We start from the raw sequence: 17398 nt of genomic DNA, 5'->3' as shown, positions 1-17398 counted from the left end.
CATGGCCGCTCCCCACGCAAAAACGGCGCGCCATCACTGGCGCGCCGTTTTTTTGCATTTGATCTTGCAAAAATTATTGATAAGTCAATGTATAAGTCGCCACCGCATTGGCCGGACCAGCCGTCACTTTACCCGGCGTGGTTTTCAGGTAGCGCGCTCCCAGGGAAATATCGAGCGACCGGGTGCCGGCAGCGAGCACGTTACTCAGCTTGACATCCTTCGACAGGGGCCAGGGCGCGCCTGCACTGTCGAGCAATTGCACGCCCACGCCAGTGGCCACCCCTCTTTCCGTCGTCAGGCTCAGCACGCCCCTGGCCGCATCGATTGCCGGTGCGGCAGGATCTATCCGCACGCTGACGCTGTTAGGCAGAAAACTGGGGTCTCTGACAACCCCGTTTTCAGACGACATCGGCGCCGTCGCCTGGGTGAGATGGAAATTGCCGGGAAACCCCGGGCAGTTGGTCAGGCCGAGCACAAAGCTGACCGTCGGCGTGGGCGTACCTGCCGCCCCCGTCAGGGCAGATACTTTCCTGCTGCCCAGCGCCACCTTGACGTCGGGCGTACGGCAAGTGCTGCTGACCACGCTGATACTGCCTGTCAATCCAATTGAAGTGATAATGAACTCCGTGCTGCCGCCATTCACGGTCGCAAAATAGGACACACTGCCCAAGTCACGTGCCCGTATGATTCCCGCCCCCACCGGCCCCGTCTTGATGAGCGCGAAGGAGGTAGAGGGGGGTGCCCTGTCGAGCAGTTTAGTGTTGCACGTTCCCGGAGGGGCTCCATCGCCGCCACAGATGTAGGACGATGGGTTGCTATTGATAGTATCTACATTTCCGTCAGTCATCCACTTCCCGTTGGCGAACCAGGCGACGCCAATGCCAGGCACCCTCGTTGCATAGACTTTGCCGGCGTACGCCTGGTTTCCGCTAAAGTTGGCATTCGCGCCAACGCCCTGCATACGGAATGATTGCTGAACCGCAGCGTTTGGCGCATCGCATTGCAGTTGCAGGCCATTGGCTGCCTGGCTAAAATACTGGAAGTACAGCATGGTGCCATTCGGCACGTCACGCGGCACGGTAAGGCTGCCCAGCTGCAGCGCCATCGTGCCCGTAAAACCCAGGTTTCCATTGATGGCGAAACAGTTGGGCGCAGCCTGGACCAGTTGCGGCGCTGCACACAGCAGCAGCCCGGCCATCAGGCCAGCCATCGTACGAATTTTCATGGTTTTTTCCTTTGCGTGATTTTCACGCCAGTGTCTTCCTTCTGGATGCCGACAGCGGCCAGTTGCAAGCCCTGGCGTGGCGCGCGCGCCACCAGCGATGCCGCCGGCACCTGAAGATCGAGGCGCTGGACGGCAGCCTCATGAGTCCAGCTGGCGCCGGGAATCGACGCCAGCACCTGTTGGCACGGCAGCAGCAACTGCTCTTTGGACAGCTGCACGCCATACGCCTGCAGATCCACCGTACTCATGCACGGCGAGGGACGGCTTTCTCCAGCCACCGGCATGAAGGCCACATCGCGCTGTTCCATGCGCTGGCCATTGACGAAAATATCGACCGTATGCGTGCCGCCTAGCACTTCGGCGCTGCGTTCACCGGCGGGCGCCGCCTTGGCATTGATGAGTTCAGGCACGCACACGGCATCGGCCTGCTGCAGCTTGCCGCCCTCGCCATGCAGCAGCGAAGCAGCGATGGGCATGCTGCAACGCTCATGCGCCTTGCCGCCCCAGGAAATCGACAGTTGCCGATTGTTTTCCTGCAGGCGCGCATACAACTGGCCATCCTGCCCCACCATGCCCACGACCTGCCCTTGCTCATCCTTGACGGTGGCGCCAAACGGCAGAGCGTCGCCGCCGGCCAGACGCACCTGAAACAGGATCGCGCGGCCCGTGCTGCTGCCATACTTCAAAAACACGACAGCGCCATCGCGCGGTGCCACCTGCTGGCTTGTTTCGCTCAGCTCGACATCCATCGACGTGCCCTGCGGATCAATCGCCACTTCATTCAATTCATACGGACGCAAATAGGGCAGGACCGCATTGCCACTGGCGTCGAGCCTGAGGCCAGGATAGCCGGCCACCTTGGCGCCGGCGGCACCAGGTGCATGCACGACGGCCATGGTTTCGCCACGCAGTGGCGTCAGGGTCACACCACCAGGATGGGCCACCACGCTGCCGCTCATGCTGACCGAGGCACTGCTATAGCCGGTGCCGCGCCCCACGGCGGCGCCAACCATCGCCTGCGCCCCGGTATACTGGCCGTTGAGGGAGCTGCTGGTGCTGCTGCCATTGCGGCTCACTGATGCGCCATAGCCAAATTGCCGTTCTTCTCCCGCGCTGCCGCTCAGCGTTGCCAGCTGGCTGTAGCGACCATCCGTGTCGCGCGATACCTGCGCCGACATTTGCGGAGCAGACAGGCTGTCATTGCCACCCAGCGGCATGCTCAAGGTCAGTTGTATCCTGCTTTCCATGCCGCCATAAGATAATTTGCTGCGATTGGCATTGATGCCGTAGCTCACGCGCCCCACCTGCTTGTTGTAACTGAGCTGGTATTGCAAGTCCTGGCCAGGCCGGTTCCAGTAATTCTGTGCATAACCACTGATGCTGACCTGCCCCCACGCACCCAGGCGCTGGTCGGCGGTCAAGGACACGCGGTTGCGGGGCCTATACTGCATATTGGAATCGTAACCCCTGCGTTCGGCGTCGATTATTTGCGTAGCATTGGCAAAATCCAGATAGCCGCTGGTGGAAAAGCGGTAAGCAGCCATCGAAAAATTACTGCCAGTGCTCAAGACATTCTTGCTGTATGACAAACGCAGACTTTGGCCCTTGGCCGTGTCTGCGGCAAGTTTCGTCTGCGCGTGACTCAGATCGATGGATACGGCACCTATCGGTAATGCAAAGGCCACGCCGCCGAGCAAGGACAAATAGTCCTCACTGGCCTGCAAGCCACCGTAACCCGTCAGGCTATTGTTCAAACCATACTGCAAAGTCCCCTGCAGGACGCGCGCCTGCTTACTCAAGAAATTATTGCGCGTTACGCCAGCCGCCGTGCTGAAACGCAGCGAACCCGGACGCAGCAACTGGCTGACGGCCGCATACGGCACGACAAAGCGCTGTTCGCTACCGTCCGCTTCGGACACCGTCACGTTCAAGTCGCCACCGTAACCCGTGGCATACATGTCATCGATGACAAAGGCGCCTGGCGCCACCGTCGTTTCAAGCAGGAGATTGCCCGCCTGACGTATGCTCACGCGAGCGTTGGTGCGGGCAATGCCGCGCACCACGGGCGCATAGCCGCGCAAGGAATTGGGTAACATGCGGTCATCGCTGGCCAATTGCACACCCCGGAAGGATAAGGTATCGAAAATCTCCCCGCTGGTATTCGCATCACCCAGGGTCAGCTGGCTTTTCAGCGCCGTAATGTCGCGCCGCGCATAGGTATCGAGCACCTGATAACGACTGCCTCCCTGCTGCTGCTGCCAGCTGAGTGCGCCATTATGGCGAAAACGCCAGCTTCCCATATTGAAGCCGCCATTGAGGCCCAGATAGGCGGAGTCGAATGAAGAACCGCCACTCTTATTGTGATAGCTGTTAAAGTTGTAACCCAACATGCCCGAAGTGACACCGCTATCCCATAGCTCCGGGCTGACATAACCGCGCGCATTGCGCCGCAGCGACGCCTGAGGAATGCTGATATTGACCTGCTGCATCTCCGGCAAAAACACGGCCGTGGCATTCGCTATCAGTTTACCCAATTCTACACACTGCCCCTCCTCCAGCAAGGTCATGGATTCCGGCGACAGCATTGACATATTCACGCCCAGCAATTCAAGCATCTTGCGCGATACGCACACGACGGGATTGCTGCCGTCATCGTTGGCATTGATGCGGATATCCTGACGCGTATTCAGCTGGCCGTTGAGGGCGATATCGGCGCGGTACGTGCCCGGCAAGACAGGATTGCCTTTCTGATAAATGGCGAGATCCAGGCTGCGCGAGCCTTCCGGCAGGAACGCGCTATTGAAATCGACCTCGTCCGCATGCGCAGCTGGCATGACCATGGCACATGAACTGAACGCCACCGCCTTGAGCATGCTGCCAACGAGCGCATTGACGCCCAGACTAGGCTTTGCTTGAGGATAATAGCGGACATGGCGATGAGTACTCATGATTCAAACCTTAAGGAGCGGGCCGGGCGGCCGGCGCAGAAAGGCTACGCCGTGTCGGCACTGGTACACCGTAATCATTGATGGCGTTAAATTCCACCTGCGCGCCGGCGGCCGGAAAGGCATGCAGGGAGGGCAGTGCAAATTGTTTGGTCTCGCCTGGCGCCACCATGCCGCCATCACTCTCACTGCGCTGGGCGCCGGCCACCAGCGACAGCGACGCCATCGATACGTGAAAGGCGGACGGGTTATATGCTTCCAGTGCAAAGCCCTTGCCACTGCTGGCATGAACGGCACGCCATTGCACTTGTTCGATCGCGTCGACAGGATTGCCAGCGAGCCCTTCGGGGCGATAAAAAATCTTGACGCGCGAGCGGAACGCCATCTGCAGGCTGTTCACATCTGCCTCTTGCGACTTGGGTGGGATCTCCAGCATATTCAGCCAGAACACCGATTCTTTCGTTGCAGGCAAAGCCGGACCGACAAACATCAGGCGCAGACTCTGCCCCTTTCCCGGATCGATGCGGGCCAGCGGCGGGGTCAGCACGAAAGGTACTTTGGACGTGGCGGGCGTCGATGCGACATCGCCAGCATCGATCCATGTCTGGACCAGCGCCGGCACTGCGCCATCGTTATTGACCTTGATGGTGATTTCTTTTTGCTTCGCCGGATAAATCTGCCGCGTGCCCGTGATCACGACGCTGGCCATTGAGGAAGAACAAAACAGCAAGGCCAGGCTGAGCAATAACGAACTTTGCAATGAATGATAGGGGGACATGGAAGACCTCAGGATGGTTGCTGGAAGCGCGCCCTCGCCAAAGCGGCGAGAACGTGCTTCCCTGGCGAGCAAATTACTCGTAAGTGATGGAATAGGTAACGGCACCCTTAACCAGACCGGCGCTGGCAACGCCGGTGGAGATGTATTGCACGGCATACGGCAAAATCGTATTGCCGGCAGCGTTCTTCGTGACCTTGGAGGTATTCGCAGTTTGCGAGAAATCACCAGCCTTGATCACATTACCGTTAGTGGCATCGACCAGTTGCAGTTCCACAAACTTGGCGCCCTTAGGGCTGAGGTCGCTATTTTTCACATTGGCGGTCAGTGGGTTAACACCGCTACCCGATTCGAAAAATGCGGCAGCCTTGGTGCTGGTACCGGTACACGCACTCAGCGTAATATTAAAACCTGTCTGGCCTGCAACGTCTGTAGCCTTTTTCAGCTGGGCAGCCGATACTTTTGGCAATGTCACGGTCGCAGGCGCAGGGCCAACCACACCGTTGACAGTAACGGTACAAGTCGAATCGAGCAGTTCACCTTCGAAATTGATCGTGCCATCGGAAGCGAAAGCGGATTGGGTTGCAGCGGCGGCCAGCAGAACGGCGAAGATACGGGCTTGGGATTTCATTGAGACTACTCCTGAAAGATAAAGGTAAATGCGCACCAGTTAATGTAGGAACGCGGCTGTTGATGCAGATTCGTACTTTACAGAGCCGCGACAGTTGTCGATATGAGAATGGTCTTAAAAATCCGCGTCGTCGGATGTGACGTGCTTTTATACGAATCTGCGACAGCACACACGCAAGACGCAAGCAAGCTGTAGTTGCGGCAGGGTTAGACCGAATGGGGAGGTAATGCGAGGATAAAAGCCAGGAGGATGGCGCTGCAAGACAGGCGAACGCCCGGCATTACCGGGCGTACAGGTGGGTGCAAGAGCGCCTGCAGGGCGGCGCTTGCAGGTGGTACGAATGGTTGCTGGCCAATCAGCCCGGAAGCACAGCCTTGTCGGCCGGCGTCAGTATTCTCTGCGCCAGCCAGACGAGAACGGTCGCCAGCACCAGGGGGAAGACAAGTTGCACCAAAACCAACGCCGTCCACCCAAGCATCTCTCTCAGGTAGGCAAAAAGGACACCCGTGACAGGAATGCCCAGGTTGAACGCGCAGTAGAATAAACCCGCAGCCCGCATGTTCTGCATGGGCGCCACCGATTGAATCAGGGCCGCCAGCATATTGACATAGAACACCGCAGTCAGGCCCAGGCCCATCAGAAACACCTGGAAAATAAGGACACTCAAGGGCATACGCCATCCCAAAAATATCAGGCCGCCGACAGCCGCCGTGACGGGCAGCGTCAGCAACAGCGTTTTCATGGCGCCATAACGGTCCCCCAGCCACCCGGCCAGCGGCGACAGCAAGGTTGAAATCCCGGCAATGCCCATCGCCATCTGCGCCGTCTTGATGGGCAATTCCAGTATCTCGCGCAGGTAGGTGCTGTAAAGGTAGTCAAAGTTGGCAGTACTTAATGGCATGCAGAAGGCGGTCAAAAACAGCAGCAGCGGGCCGCGTGACCAGACCGACCCCACCGGACTTTTGGCTTCAGGACGGATGAACCGCCGCTCGCCGGCGGCGCTGATTTGCTGAAAAAAATGCCAGATCAGGATATACAGAAGAATCAGGATGAGCATGCCGGCCATGGCCGGTAACAGGGGCAGTTTCCCCTGTTCACTGAAGGCATGCTGAATGGCACTGAGTTTGGCGGCGACGATGCTACTGGCCACGGCAAGGCAATTCATGAGCCCCACCACCAGCGCGCAATGGCGCGGAAAATATGTGACCCCGATACTGATCCAGGCACAGATATTCATCGTACATCCGATGCCGCCCAGCAAGCTCCAGCAGCACAGCTCAAATGGCGAACGGGAAAACAGGCCCATGAACGCCGCCAGCGCCAGCAGCAGGAATCCGGACAGCAAGGTTTTCTTGCGCGACAGGGTTGCCGGCAGAAGTGCCAGCACCAGCCCCGTCAACCCCATGCTGATGTAAAGGATCGCGGCGGCTATCGGCAAATTGCCGAGCGTCGCAGGCAAGCCGAATGGCAAGGGCCGGGATGCCGACGGCAATGTCGTCGGATCCATGCCGGACAGCACCAGGAACAGCAAGGTGGTCGGCAACATCAACGCCAGCATCCCCATTGCCTCTTTCTTATTCTTGTTCATCCTACGCAACATGATGCTCCTTTCGATTGAAATCAATGCTGGTCACGGGTACGCCAGGCTGCCACGACTTCCTGCAGGGGCTGACTGCAACACGCATCGGTCGGCTCCGCCACGCTGCGCAACAGGCTTTCCAGCTTCCCCGCCGGCTGCGCCATCTCTGCCCATTGCATGGCCAGGGCCGCGCCATGCAGGCGGTGCGCGGCGCGCAAGGCGGTATCATGTTCATGCATGGCCATGGCCTGCAGCAACTCATCCATATCGTTGGCGAACGCGGCGCGTACTTGCGGCATATCAAATACCGCCAGGGACTCCATCGGCGGCGCTTGCAGCACCAGCGTCACGTCGCACCACAGTTCGACGATATCCTGCAGTTTCGCCAATCGGATCGGCTTGCTCAATATGCCATCCATGCCAGCCTCGAAGCAGCGTTCGGCATGATCCGTTCCCGTCGAGGCGGAAATTGCGATCACCGGGCAGCGCGCCTGTTCCAGGTCCGCTTCACGCCTGCGCCACTCAACCGTCAGGCTGTAGCCGTCGATGTCAGGCAAGTCGCAATCCATCAGTACCAGGTCATATTCGTGCAGGCTGAAGCAAGCCAATGCGCTGGCGCCATCCTCGGCAATGTCCGCATCGCAGCCGAGGCTGGCAAGCTGGGCCCGCAACACGGCCTGGTTGGCCGGCACATCCTCGACCACCAGAATGGAGAGGCGCTGCGCCGCCATGCCGCCCACCGGACCGGGCCGGGCAACAGCTACATCCACCGCCGGAGGCGACCCGGTCGCCAACGCCACAGGCAAGGAAATCACCATGCGCGTGCCCCTGCCCATCTCGCTGTCGATGGTGATCGTGCCCTGCATCAGATTCACCAGTTCGCGGCAAATGACCAGGCCCAAGCCGGTACCGCCCGAGCGCTTGTAGGTGCCCTCCACCTGCACATACGGCCGGAACAGTGTTGCCTGCATGGCGGTGCCGATGCCGATGCCCGTATCGGCAACGGCAATTTCCAGCCGCGCCTGCTCCGTTCCCTCATCCAGCATGGCGATCTGTATCTCGACGCCGCCCGTCGCCGTAAATTTGATGGCGTTCGACACAAGGTTGTGCAGCACCTGCAGCAGCCTGGCCTCGTCCAGCATCAGCCGCGGCACGGTCTGGTGCGCCGTCACATCGAGCGTAATGCCCTTCTCGCGCGCCCGCAGCTGCTGCAGGGCCGCCACATCGCTGGCCAAAGCTGCGACATCTACCGGATCAAGGCTGAGCGTGAGCTGTCCCGCCTCCAGCTTGGAGACGTCGAGCACGTCGTCAAGCAAACGCAGCAGGATGTTCCCGCCGTTGCTGGCCAGGTCGACAAAGTGACGCTGCTCCGCATTCATGGGCGTGGAGCGCAGCAACTCCACTGCCGCCAGCACGGCATTCATGGGCGAGCGGATTTCATGGCTCATCACGGCCAGGAACATGGCCGCCCGGCGCTCGTTGCGCAAGGCCCGCCGGTGCGCGCTGTAGGCCTGATACGCCAGGCCCGCCAGGATCAGCAGCAAAGCGGCCGCCAGGCCCACATGCTCGCCAAAGTGGTCCACCGCGAACAGCATGTTCGAGTGATTACCGGCCTCCCCCCCCAGCCAATCCTGGCGTACCAGCCTGATTTGGGCCGGGGTCATCGCGGCCAGCGACTTGTTTACGATCGACACCAGCATGGGGTCGCTGTCGCGCAGCGCCATGCGTACGTCGGACGTCATCGCCACGGGCAGTTCCGTAAAATGCAGGTCAGCGCCTTCCTCGCGCATCAAATCCGGTAACAGCTGCGCCTTGCTGCCGATGGCGACATCGGCGCCGCCCTTCGACAGCAGCGCCAGCGCCTGCCGCATGGTGGGGCTGACGACGATGCGCGTGCCGTCGTAGCGCTGGCGCAGAAAGGGACCGAACAGGCCAGCTTCTGCGGCCGGCAGCACCACTGTCTTGCCATCGAATGCGATGCCATCGGCAACGGTGCCAACCTGTCCACGCGTGACGGCGATAGCCTTGGTCGAGAGGTAAGGCAAGCTGTAGCTGACACCGGGCACCTTGGGCGGTGTGCCGATACTGCGCACCGTGGGAAGACAATCGACCCTACTTTCTCGCAACAGGACAAAGCCGCTGTCCGTGTCGGCCAAGGTCACTATGTCAAAGGTCAGGCCGCTATGCCGCTCAATGACTTTCATGTAATCCGGGCCGATGCCAACCCCGATCGCCCCGCGCTGGATGGTTTCGAATGGTGGACGGTTCTGCATCATGCCCAGCTTCAGCACAGGATGCGCGCGCACCCAGGCTTGTTCCGCGGCGCTGAGCGGATAGGTCCCCTCCTGTCCCTGCGCCGCCATGCAGCAGGCGGCCAGCAGGAACGCGGCGACGCCAGCTCGCCAGCGCCTCATGCGTCCCCTATGCTATGCCGGATCTTGAACAGTTCATTGTTCGACGTCACGCCCAGCTTGCGGAAGGCGGTGGTCTTTTGCGAGCTGATGGTCTTGATGCTGCGCTTGAATTTTTCCGCGATTTCCGTCACCGTCATGCCCGCCAGATAGCAGCGGATCACCTCGCGCTCGCGCGCCGACAATGCCGCGCCCAGCAGCAGCGCGTCCGCGCCGTCATCGCCTTCCCGCGCATCGAAGGTGGTGCTGGCTTCCGCCACCCGGTAGGACATCTCGGCGCTCAGATACACGGCGCCGGACACCACCTTGCGCAATGCCTTGACCAGCTCCGCCATGTCCTCGCCCTTGCCGACGAAACCGCGGGCGCCGACGCGCAAGGCCAGCGCCACCGTGGCCGGCTCATGGTGCGTGGACAATACGAGTATCGGGCAATCGGGGAATTTGGCGCGCAGTGCGCGGATCAGCGAGACGCCATCGAGTTCGTCCGGACCCAGCGCATAGTCGAGCAACAGGACGTCTGCCGGGGCCCGGATCAGCCCGGTCATCAGTTGGCGGCTGGTACTGTAAGCACCCACGACGTCAATATCGGGTTCAGCCGTAAGGCGGGCGACGAGGCCATGCCGCACCACCGCGTGATCATCGAGCAAGGCAATACGTAAGTGTTTCATAGGCAGGGGCTAGGAGCAGGCACTGCATGGGAAGGATTTCCTTTGATGAGATTACTCCTATTTGCGTCATTAGCGCCATCCAAGATGTTATTTATCAACATAAGTGCCCTTGTGCAACAAAAATGCTCCGATTCGCCATGCAACAGATACGTGGCCGAGAAAATTATCTTTATGCTACTCCTTCAACCCTCTCGTTACTTGTTGCTGACGCTGTCGAAAAAATCGCGCAGCTCCATGGGTCGCGCCAATGCATAGCCTTGCCCCGTAGGGCAGCCAAGGCAGGCCAGTGCCTCGATACATGACGCCTCTTCGATCCCTTCCGCCACAACCTTCAGATTCATCAGCCGCGCCAGGCTCACCGTCGCGGCAATCACGGCCTGGGCGGAAGCGCTGGTTTTCATGTCGCGCACAAACGCCCCATCGATCTTGACCTCATCGAAAGACATTTTTGCCAGGAGATTCAGGGTCGATGTGCCTTGTCCAAAATCATCGAGCGAAACGGGGAAGCCTTTTGCCCGCAGTGTATTGAGCGATGCAGACAGGAGCAGTTCATCGGCGACCGGCAGATCGCCGGTCAGTTCAATTTTCAGCAAGTGCGGCGACAGGCCCGCCCGCTGCATTTTCTCGGCCAGCCGCTGCGCCAGACCGGGCGTGCACACGGTTTCGGCCGAGGCATTCAAGGCGATGGGCAGCGCCACCTGGCGGCTCTTGAGCACAAGCAATACATCGATAACGCGCGTTTCGATATAGCTGAACAGCAGCAGATGCAGGCCAAGGCGGTCGACCATCGGAATCAGCACGGACGGCGGCACTTCGCCTACGCCGGGAAGGCGCCAGCGCAGCAGCGCCTCGGCACCGATGATGCGCCGCGTGCGCAAATCAAATTGCGGCTGCAGCATCATGCGCAGGTTCTTTCCTGTCGTCAACGCCTCGATCACATCGACCTCGGTGGGAGCATCGGCGGGGGCGGAGCACGATGCATGCCGGTTGTTCGACGGCGCCAGCAGCAAATCTCGCAAGGCCTCGGTGAATGCGGCCTTGCCGCCACCATACACCATCCCGACATTGATGCCGGCCCGGTGCGCCAGGCGTGCATGCGCCAGCAAGGCCGTCACCGGCAGGCCGCCGACGCGGCGGACTGCCGGGGGCTCCGCCAGGGCCGGCCATGGCGCAGGCAGCAGATTGACGGGCGGTGCCTGCCCCACCCATAAAATACGCGGGAAACGCGGCATCGGAGTCGCCGCATCGAGCGTCTTCAGCAAACTGGGGAGCATCAGTCCACCGTGCGCGACGTCCGCGACGATCACGTCGATATCCCCTTCGCGCAGGAGCGCGGGCACCATGCTCAAGGCCCGGACATTTTTTACATTGGCAATATCGATGGCATTCAGCATCGAGCCCAGCCAGCGTGCGCCCTCCTCCGAATCAGGCGTCAAGGTCAGCACGCGCAGGGAATGAAATTCGCTACGCATGAGGGAACTGATGGTTTTCACGGCATTTTTCCTAGGGTTAGATCATATGGAGAGACAAGGCTTGGGTCTGCTACCAGAGGAGCCGCCGCGCGCCAGTAGGATGGCGGGCGGCAAGCCTCCTATTTTCTTTCGCCCTCGTCGAACATGCCGAAATTGGCGCGATGATCGCCCATGCATGCCCGCAGTTCAAGAATACTCAGCCCGCTCACTTCGTGCATGCGTATGAGTATGGCGGCGCTGACGGGCAATGCCCCATGCCGGATTTTGGAAAGGATGGGAGCCGACACCCGCAGCTCGCGCCCCAGGGCCGCATCATTCTTCAATCCCAGGAAATCGATGAGCACGTCGAGCAGGTCGGCGCTGCGAAAGCTGTTCGCCCCACTCCGGGGGAGGCGATTGCGCAAGCCCGTCATGCGTGCCGAATGCTGCTGCGGATGCTGTTGTATTTGCTTTGTCATTACCGCTACTTTCAAATAAGGGAGATCAGGGACCGGGCTTGCCACGCGCATATTGGCTGGCGGGGTCCGGTGACTTATTGAAGTCTAGCAACGGAGTTTCTTGAGCGAAATCAGAACAGTCCTAAAATGATTCGAGAATGTCAGGCCGGGGGGCGCTGCTGAGATGCGTCAGCGAGCGGATTGAAAAGGATTTACAGGCGCAAGCTCGCGGCAATGGCCAGCAGCAGCGCGCCGGCGGCCGCCAGCAGCGAACTGTTGAAACTGTGCGACTGCGCATACAGGCTGCCCGCCAGCACCGGGCCGATGATCTGGCCCACGCCATACACCAGCGTCATGATGGCCGTCATGTTGGTCCCTGCCTTGACGGCGGCCCGCTGCGCGGCCGGCATGGCGATGGTCACCGTGCCGACAAACGTGCCGCCGACGAGGATGGCGCTGAGCAGGTAGCCGGCGGCCGAGGGCGCCAGCACGGGCAAGGCCACGCCCAGCGCCTGAAACAGCAAATTGAGCCGCAGCGCCTGGCGCGTGCCCAGGCGCCCGTGCAGCCGGTGCCACAGGAAGCACGAAGGCGCCGCGCCGAGGCCGAACACGGCCCACACATGGGCGGAATTGAGTCCGGGCAAGGCCGCGCCCACCAGCACGGGCAAATACGTGGCCGTAACGATGTAGCCGAGCCCTGCCAATCCGTAGATCAGCACCAGCGGCCACGGCGCCACGGGTGCCAGCGCCGGCGCGGCGGCTGGCGGCGCATCCGGGGTCGCCTGGCCGCCGGCGGCAATCGCGGGCGCGGCCGCCAGCCCCGCCAGCACGGTGACGCCGGCCAGCAGCAGCCACATGCCGGCGCTGTGCCAGCCCAGGTGCGAGGCCAGCACCAGCAATTCGGCCGACACGGCGATGCCGGCGCCCACGCCCGCGTACAGCAGCGGCGCGCCGCGCGCCTGCCCGCGCTGCACCAGCAGCCACAGCGAGGCGGCCACCATGGCCAGGGCGCTGAAGACGCCCGCCGCGCCCCGCACCGCCACGAAGAGCCAGACGGGCATCGGCAAGGCCAGCACGCCCAGGCACAGCGCCGTGCCGGCCACGGACCACAGGCACAGCCGGTGCGCGCCAGGCGCCCGCGCGTGCATGGCCAGGATGGCGCCCAGCAAGTAGCCGGCATAGTTGGCCGAGGCGGCCAGGCTGCCGTCGCGCAAGCTCAGGACGCCTTCCTTGACCATGTGCGGGTAGATGGCCGTGAAGGCGAAGCGGCCGAAGCCCATGCCGATGGCGAGGATGGCCGCTGCGGCGATGGCCGCGCCCAGCCTGGCCGGCGCGCTCACGGCGCCGCCTCGCCGAGCTGCGCCAGCAAGTGCTGAAAGGCGGGCACGTCGAATCCGACTCTCCACACGAGCACCGTGTCGGCTTGCCCAACTGACAGTGTTTTCAGGGTGGCCGGCGCATCCGCCAACGCCAGCACGCTGGCCGGCAGCACGGTCACGCAGGCGCCGGCCGCCACGCAGGCGATCATGGTGTGATACGAACTCAGTTCCTGCACCCGCCACTGCGTGCTGCCGGCCACGCCCAGCACTTCTTCGGCGATGCCGCGGTAGGTGCAGCCTTGCGGGAACGCCGCCAGCGAGCGCGTGCGCACGTCCGCGGGGCGCCGCGCCTGCCCTTCGCTGGCCGGCAACAGCAGACACAGTTCCTCGCGCCACACGGCCGTCGACGCCAGGCCCAGCTCCGCCAAGGCGGCGGCGCCGCCGAACGCTGGCGGCAAGGCGACAAAGGCGCAATCGAGCAAGCCCGTGCGCACCTGCTCGATCAGGGGGCGCGACGGCCCCGTGCTCAGCGCCAGGCGCGTGTCCGGATGGCGGGCGTGATACGCGGCCAGCAAGGCCGGCAAGCGGCTGGCCGCCGTGCTTTCCATGCTGCCGACGCGCAAGGTGCCGCCCTCGCGCCCGCCCGTGACGACGTGGCGGGCTTCGTCCGCCAGCGCCAGCAAACGCTGCGCATACTCGAGAAAGCGCTCGCCCGCCGCCGTCAGGGCCATGCGTTTATTGGTACGCACGAACAGTTCCGCGCCGATATCGGCTTCCAGCTGCTGGATGCGCGTGGTGACGCTGGACGGCGCGCGGCCCAGCCGGGCCGCGGCCTGGGTGACGCTCAGTTCAATGGCCACGGCACAGAAAATCGTCAGGGATTCCATGTCCATCATGTTCTCACTTTAAGAATTATCATGCTATTATATTCTCAAAATAAGAATTGAATGCGGCATCCTCAACTTGATGAAGGAAACATCATGACTTCAATCCAGCGCTTCCTCGACCGTCTCGGCTTGCAGCACCCCATCATCCAGGCGCCGATGGCGGGCGTCTCCACGCCGCGCATGGCGGCCGCCGTCTCAGGTGCGGGCGGCCTCGGTTCGCTGGCCATCGGCGCCGGCAGCGTGGCGCAGGCGCGCCAGATGATCGAGGAAACCCGCGCGCTGACGGACCGCCCCTTCAACGTGAATGTGTTCTGCCATGCGCCGGCGGTGCGCGATGCGCGGCGCGAAGCGGCCTGGCTGGCCCATCTGGCGCCCCTGTTCGCGGAGCTGGGCGCGGCCGTGCCAGCGGAACTCGACGAGATCTACCAAACATTTCTCGGCAACGAGGCAGCGTTCGCCCTGTTGCTGGAACAGCGTCCCGCCGTCGTCAGCTTCCATTTCGGCTTGCCGGCGCAACAGCAGATCGCCGCCCTGCGCCAGGCCGGCGTCTACACGATGGCGACAGCGACCAATCTGCGCGAGGCGGCGCTGATCGAACAGGCCGGTATCGACGCCATCGTGGCGCAAGGCGTGGAAGCGGGCGGCCACCGGGGCGTCTTCGACCCGCAAGCGCCCGACGAGCGCCACAGCACCAGCGTGCTGCTGCGCCTGCTGGCGGGCCGCACCGCCCTGCCCCTGATCGCCGCCGGCGGCATCATGGATGGAGCAGGCATTCGCGCCGCGCTGGACCTGGGCGCCGCGGCAGCCCAGCTGGGCACCGCGTTCGTGCTGTGCCCGGAATCGTCGGCCAACGCGGGCTACCGCGCCAACCTGCAAGGCGCACGGGCCGCAAACACGCGCCTGACCAGCGTCCTCTCGGGCCGCCTGGCGCGCGGCATGGTGAACCGGCTGATCGACCATGGCGAAGCGCCGGGCAGCCCGCCGCCGGCTGATTATCCCGTCGCCTACGATGCCGCCAAGCAATTGAATGCGCTGGCCAGCCGGCACGGCAACAGCGACTTCGCCGCGCAATGGGCTGGCCAAGGGGCGCCGCTGGCGCGGGAAATGGGGGCAGCGCAACTGATGGCCATGCTGGCGCGGGAGATGACAGCCACACCGTAAGCCGCACGCCAGCTGCGTGTCATAGTTTATATCGTCGCCAAAATACATAGAAAACCAGGCCACAGAGAAAGCCATGCGCTCCGAACCATAGGGCGGCTGCAGCGTACTCCATCCACGCTGACGCCATCACATGACTATGGTCAGACAACATAGGAAGATGCTCGTGCCATTGCGTATTCGTCGTATCGCCGTGCACGGTTCGGGGACGCGCGATGAGCAGATAGGGAAGCATCGCGAGGACGGTAGCACAGCCGCTTAAACTGAAGAAATTGAGTTTTTCCGTCTTGTGTAGCGCATCAAAGCAGGGAATGCCGAACAAGAGTATTGCCAATCCAGAAACAAGCAGAACAGCTGCCGAGTAAAAGACAAAAAGTTCAAAGGCCGGCAATTCGCCTGCAGAGATCAAACAGAACGCAAGCAAGCCAGGCAATGGCTGCAATAAAAGGGCGACAATGGTGGCAAGAACAATATGCAGCGTCTTCATCAATTAAGTATTTCAGTGGCTGGAATTGGCCGAATCAAAGACAAGTCGCTGGCCCAGCTCGAATGCATTGTCATGGCAATAAAATATTATAAGGGGCGTGTCGTGCGAAGGGACAAAAATATCCGACCAATTTTCTATACAGAACACGCTGCTGCATGAGAAGCACGCGTCTTCTCCAAACACCACGACAAGCTGCTGCGCACCCGGCACGCGCGCGCGTAACCATCGGGTCGCACTGGCAGCATCCGCTCCGAAGTCGAAGCGTTCGAGCGAACCCACGGTGCTGCCGTTCAAGCCGGGATGCGTCTTCGAGTCATAAAGGCCGACCAAGTCATATGCACGGCGCGCACCATCGGCATCAAGCCAGACGATCTCCGCCGAATGATGTTTCAACTCCTCAAGCCGCCAATGCGTTGCGTTCAATATCTCTCGAAATCTACAATATTCATGGCCGTGCGTTCGGCGAGTTAAGGAAGCAGCCTGCAATGACGCCTGTCGCCAACGCAGGTACGCCAGCAGTGCGCCCCGCTACGGCAACCTGTGCCGGAACGTCGGCTCGATGTTGCGCGCATGCAGCCAGCGCACGATGTCTTCCAGGGTGGCGTCCTGCAGCAGCAAGCCCGGCGCGGTGGCGGAAAATGCAACAGGCGATGCGGCCACGGGAACGGTTGCGGGCGCAGCAGGCTCCGCCAGCCCCGCATGCCCCTGCAGCTTCGCCAGCGCCTGCGCGAACTGGGCCGGATTGATGCTGCGCAAGCTTTCCAGGAAACCCAACTGGGCGGCGGGCGGCGGCGGCATGTCCAGGCCAGGCTCGTCGACGAAGGCGGCGCCCATGCTGGGGTGGATGAAGGCGGCCCACTTGCCGGACGGCTGCAGGCATGGCGGCAGCGCCGCCTGTTCCACGTAGGCGGGCGGCGCGGCGGCGAGGATGTCCGTCGAGGCGGGCAAGAAGGTGGACCGCAGCAGCTGCGCGAACTGGCGCGCCTGGGCGGCGGGCACGGGCGTGGCCAGTGACAGCCATAACTGAAACGCGGTGCCCGAGATGCTGACGGCAGGCGCCGGCAAGTCCAGCTCGTGCTGCACGGCATTGGCGATCGTGCACAGCGCGCTCCAGTGCGCCTCGCCGCCGCCCTTGCCGCCAAACTCCAGCACCAGCGCGCGCGCCAGACCGTGCCCGCTCACCAGCCGCACCGCCACCGTCTGTTCGCCCGACAGGTGGCGCGCCAGCACGGCCGGCATCAAAGGCTGCATGCCGCCCTGCGCATCGACGTAGTGCTGCTGTTCCTCGAACAGGTACAGGCGGGTGAGTTCGGAAATCAGTTTATGCATGGGCGGCCTCGTAATAACGTTGAGCAACACTTGCCAACGTGCCCCGATTATAGCCTTCCCGCCCTTGGCGCACCC

General features: G+C 62.0%; 15 protein-coding genes. 1 reads left to right on the top strand and 14 read right to left on the bottom strand.

The genetic code is table 11. The features are described from left to right. Nucleotides 1–73: 73 nt before the first annotated feature. From AC07VH_RS00685 to AC07VH_RS00635, 11 genes are all read right to left on the bottom strand, one after another. On the bottom strand, nt 74–1225 hold the full coding sequence (locus tag AC07VH_RS00685; protein WP_494786411.1) for a fimbrial protein: 1152 nt from the start codon (nt 1223–1225) through the stop codon (nt 74–76). After that, nucleotides 1222–4059: a fimbria/pilus outer membrane usher protein gene (locus tag AC07VH_RS00680; protein ID WP_494786410.1), complete on the bottom strand. Its 2838-nt coding sequence runs from the start codon at nt 4057–4059 to the stop codon at nt 1222–1224. Before AC07VH_RS00680 ends, AC07VH_RS00685 begins: the two co-directional genes overlap by 4 nt. A 124-nt stretch (nt 4060–4183) precedes the next feature. Then, nucleotides 4184–4948, bottom strand: a complete 765-nt coding sequence (locus tag AC07VH_RS00675) for a fimbrial biogenesis chaperone (RefSeq protein ID WP_230521853.1) — start codon at nt 4946–4948, stop codon at nt 4184–4186. A 73-nt stretch (nt 4949–5021) separates the two neighbouring features. After that, nucleotides 5022–5576 (bottom strand): fimbrial protein, encoded by a 555-nt coding sequence (locus AC07VH_RS00670; RefSeq protein ID WP_494786409.1) that lies wholly within the window; start codon nt 5574–5576, stop codon nt 5022–5024. Nucleotides 5577–5931: 355 nt separating this feature from the next. Beyond that, nucleotides 5932–7164, bottom strand: a complete 1233-nt coding sequence (locus AC07VH_RS00665) for an MFS transporter (RefSeq protein WP_494803962.1) — start codon at nt 7162–7164, stop codon at nt 5932–5934. Between the two features lie 32 nt (nt 7165–7196). Continuing rightward, nucleotides 7197–9569: an ATP-binding protein gene (locus AC07VH_RS00660; RefSeq protein WP_494786407.1), complete on the bottom strand. Its 2373-nt coding sequence runs from the start codon at nt 9567–9569 to the stop codon at nt 7197–7199. Continuing rightward, the gene (locus AC07VH_RS00655; RefSeq protein WP_494786406.1) at nt 9566–10234 is read right to left on the bottom strand and encodes a response regulator; all 669 of its coding nucleotides are present in this window, start codon (nt 10232–10234) and stop codon (nt 9566–9568) included. The genes AC07VH_RS00660 and AC07VH_RS00655 overlap by 4 nt, the downstream gene beginning before the upstream one ends. Before the next feature lie 194 nt (nt 10235–10428). Continuing rightward, nucleotides 10429–11727: an EAL domain-containing protein gene (locus tag AC07VH_RS00650; protein WP_494786405.1), complete on the bottom strand. Its 1299-nt coding sequence runs from the start codon at nt 11725–11727 to the stop codon at nt 10429–10431. Nucleotides 11728–11825: 98 nt separating this feature from the next. Next, nucleotides 11826–12119, bottom strand: coding sequence for a hypothetical protein (locus AC07VH_RS00645; protein ID WP_475417645.1), 294 nt, complete (start codon nt 12117–12119; stop codon nt 11826–11828). A gap of 236 nt (nt 12120–12355) precedes the next feature. Continuing rightward, a complete protein-coding gene (locus AC07VH_RS00640) occupies nt 12356–13483 on the bottom strand; it encodes a YbfB/YjiJ family MFS transporter (protein ID WP_494786404.1) in 1128 nt (375 codons plus the stop codon). Then, nucleotides 13480–14355 carry a LysR substrate-binding domain-containing protein gene (locus AC07VH_RS00635; RefSeq protein ID WP_494787096.1) on the bottom strand — a complete coding sequence of 292 codons (876 nt, stop codon included), beginning with the start codon at nt 14353–14355 and terminating at the stop codon, nt 13480–13482. Before AC07VH_RS00635 ends, AC07VH_RS00640 begins: the two co-directional genes overlap by 4 nt. 87 nt (nt 14356–14442) lie before the next feature. Between AC07VH_RS00635 and AC07VH_RS00630 the strand changes: the two genes are divergently transcribed. Beyond that, a complete protein-coding gene (locus AC07VH_RS00630; RefSeq protein WP_494786403.1) occupies nt 14443–15510 on the top strand; it encodes an NAD(P)H-dependent flavin oxidoreductase in 1068 nt (355 codons plus the stop codon). Nucleotides 15511–15529: 19 nt separating this feature from the next. Here the strand turns inward: AC07VH_RS00630 and AC07VH_RS00625 are convergent, their stop codons facing one another. The 3 genes from AC07VH_RS00625 to AC07VH_RS00615 form a co-directional block, all read right to left on the bottom strand. After that, nucleotides 15530–15997, bottom strand: a complete 468-nt coding sequence (locus AC07VH_RS00625; RefSeq protein ID WP_494786402.1) for a hypothetical protein — start codon at nt 15995–15997, stop codon at nt 15530–15532. Nucleotides 15998–16006: 9 nt separating this feature from the next. After that, nucleotides 16007–16417, bottom strand: a complete 411-nt coding sequence (locus tag AC07VH_RS00620) for a hypothetical protein (RefSeq protein WP_494786401.1) — start codon at nt 16415–16417, stop codon at nt 16007–16009. 105 nt (nt 16418–16522) lie between these two features. Continuing rightward, entirely contained in the window at nt 16523–17323 is an 801-nt protein-coding gene (locus AC07VH_RS00615) for a TOTE conflict system archaeo-eukaryotic primase domain-containing protein (protein WP_494786400.1), read from the bottom strand. Nucleotides 17324–17398: the final 75 nt, after the last annotated feature.

The organism is Janthinobacterium sp. GW821-FHT03C10 (assembly GCF_059420865.1).
The sequence above is the reverse complement of the archived record's forward strand: the minus strand, read 5'-3'. Positions and strand labels throughout refer to the sequence as shown.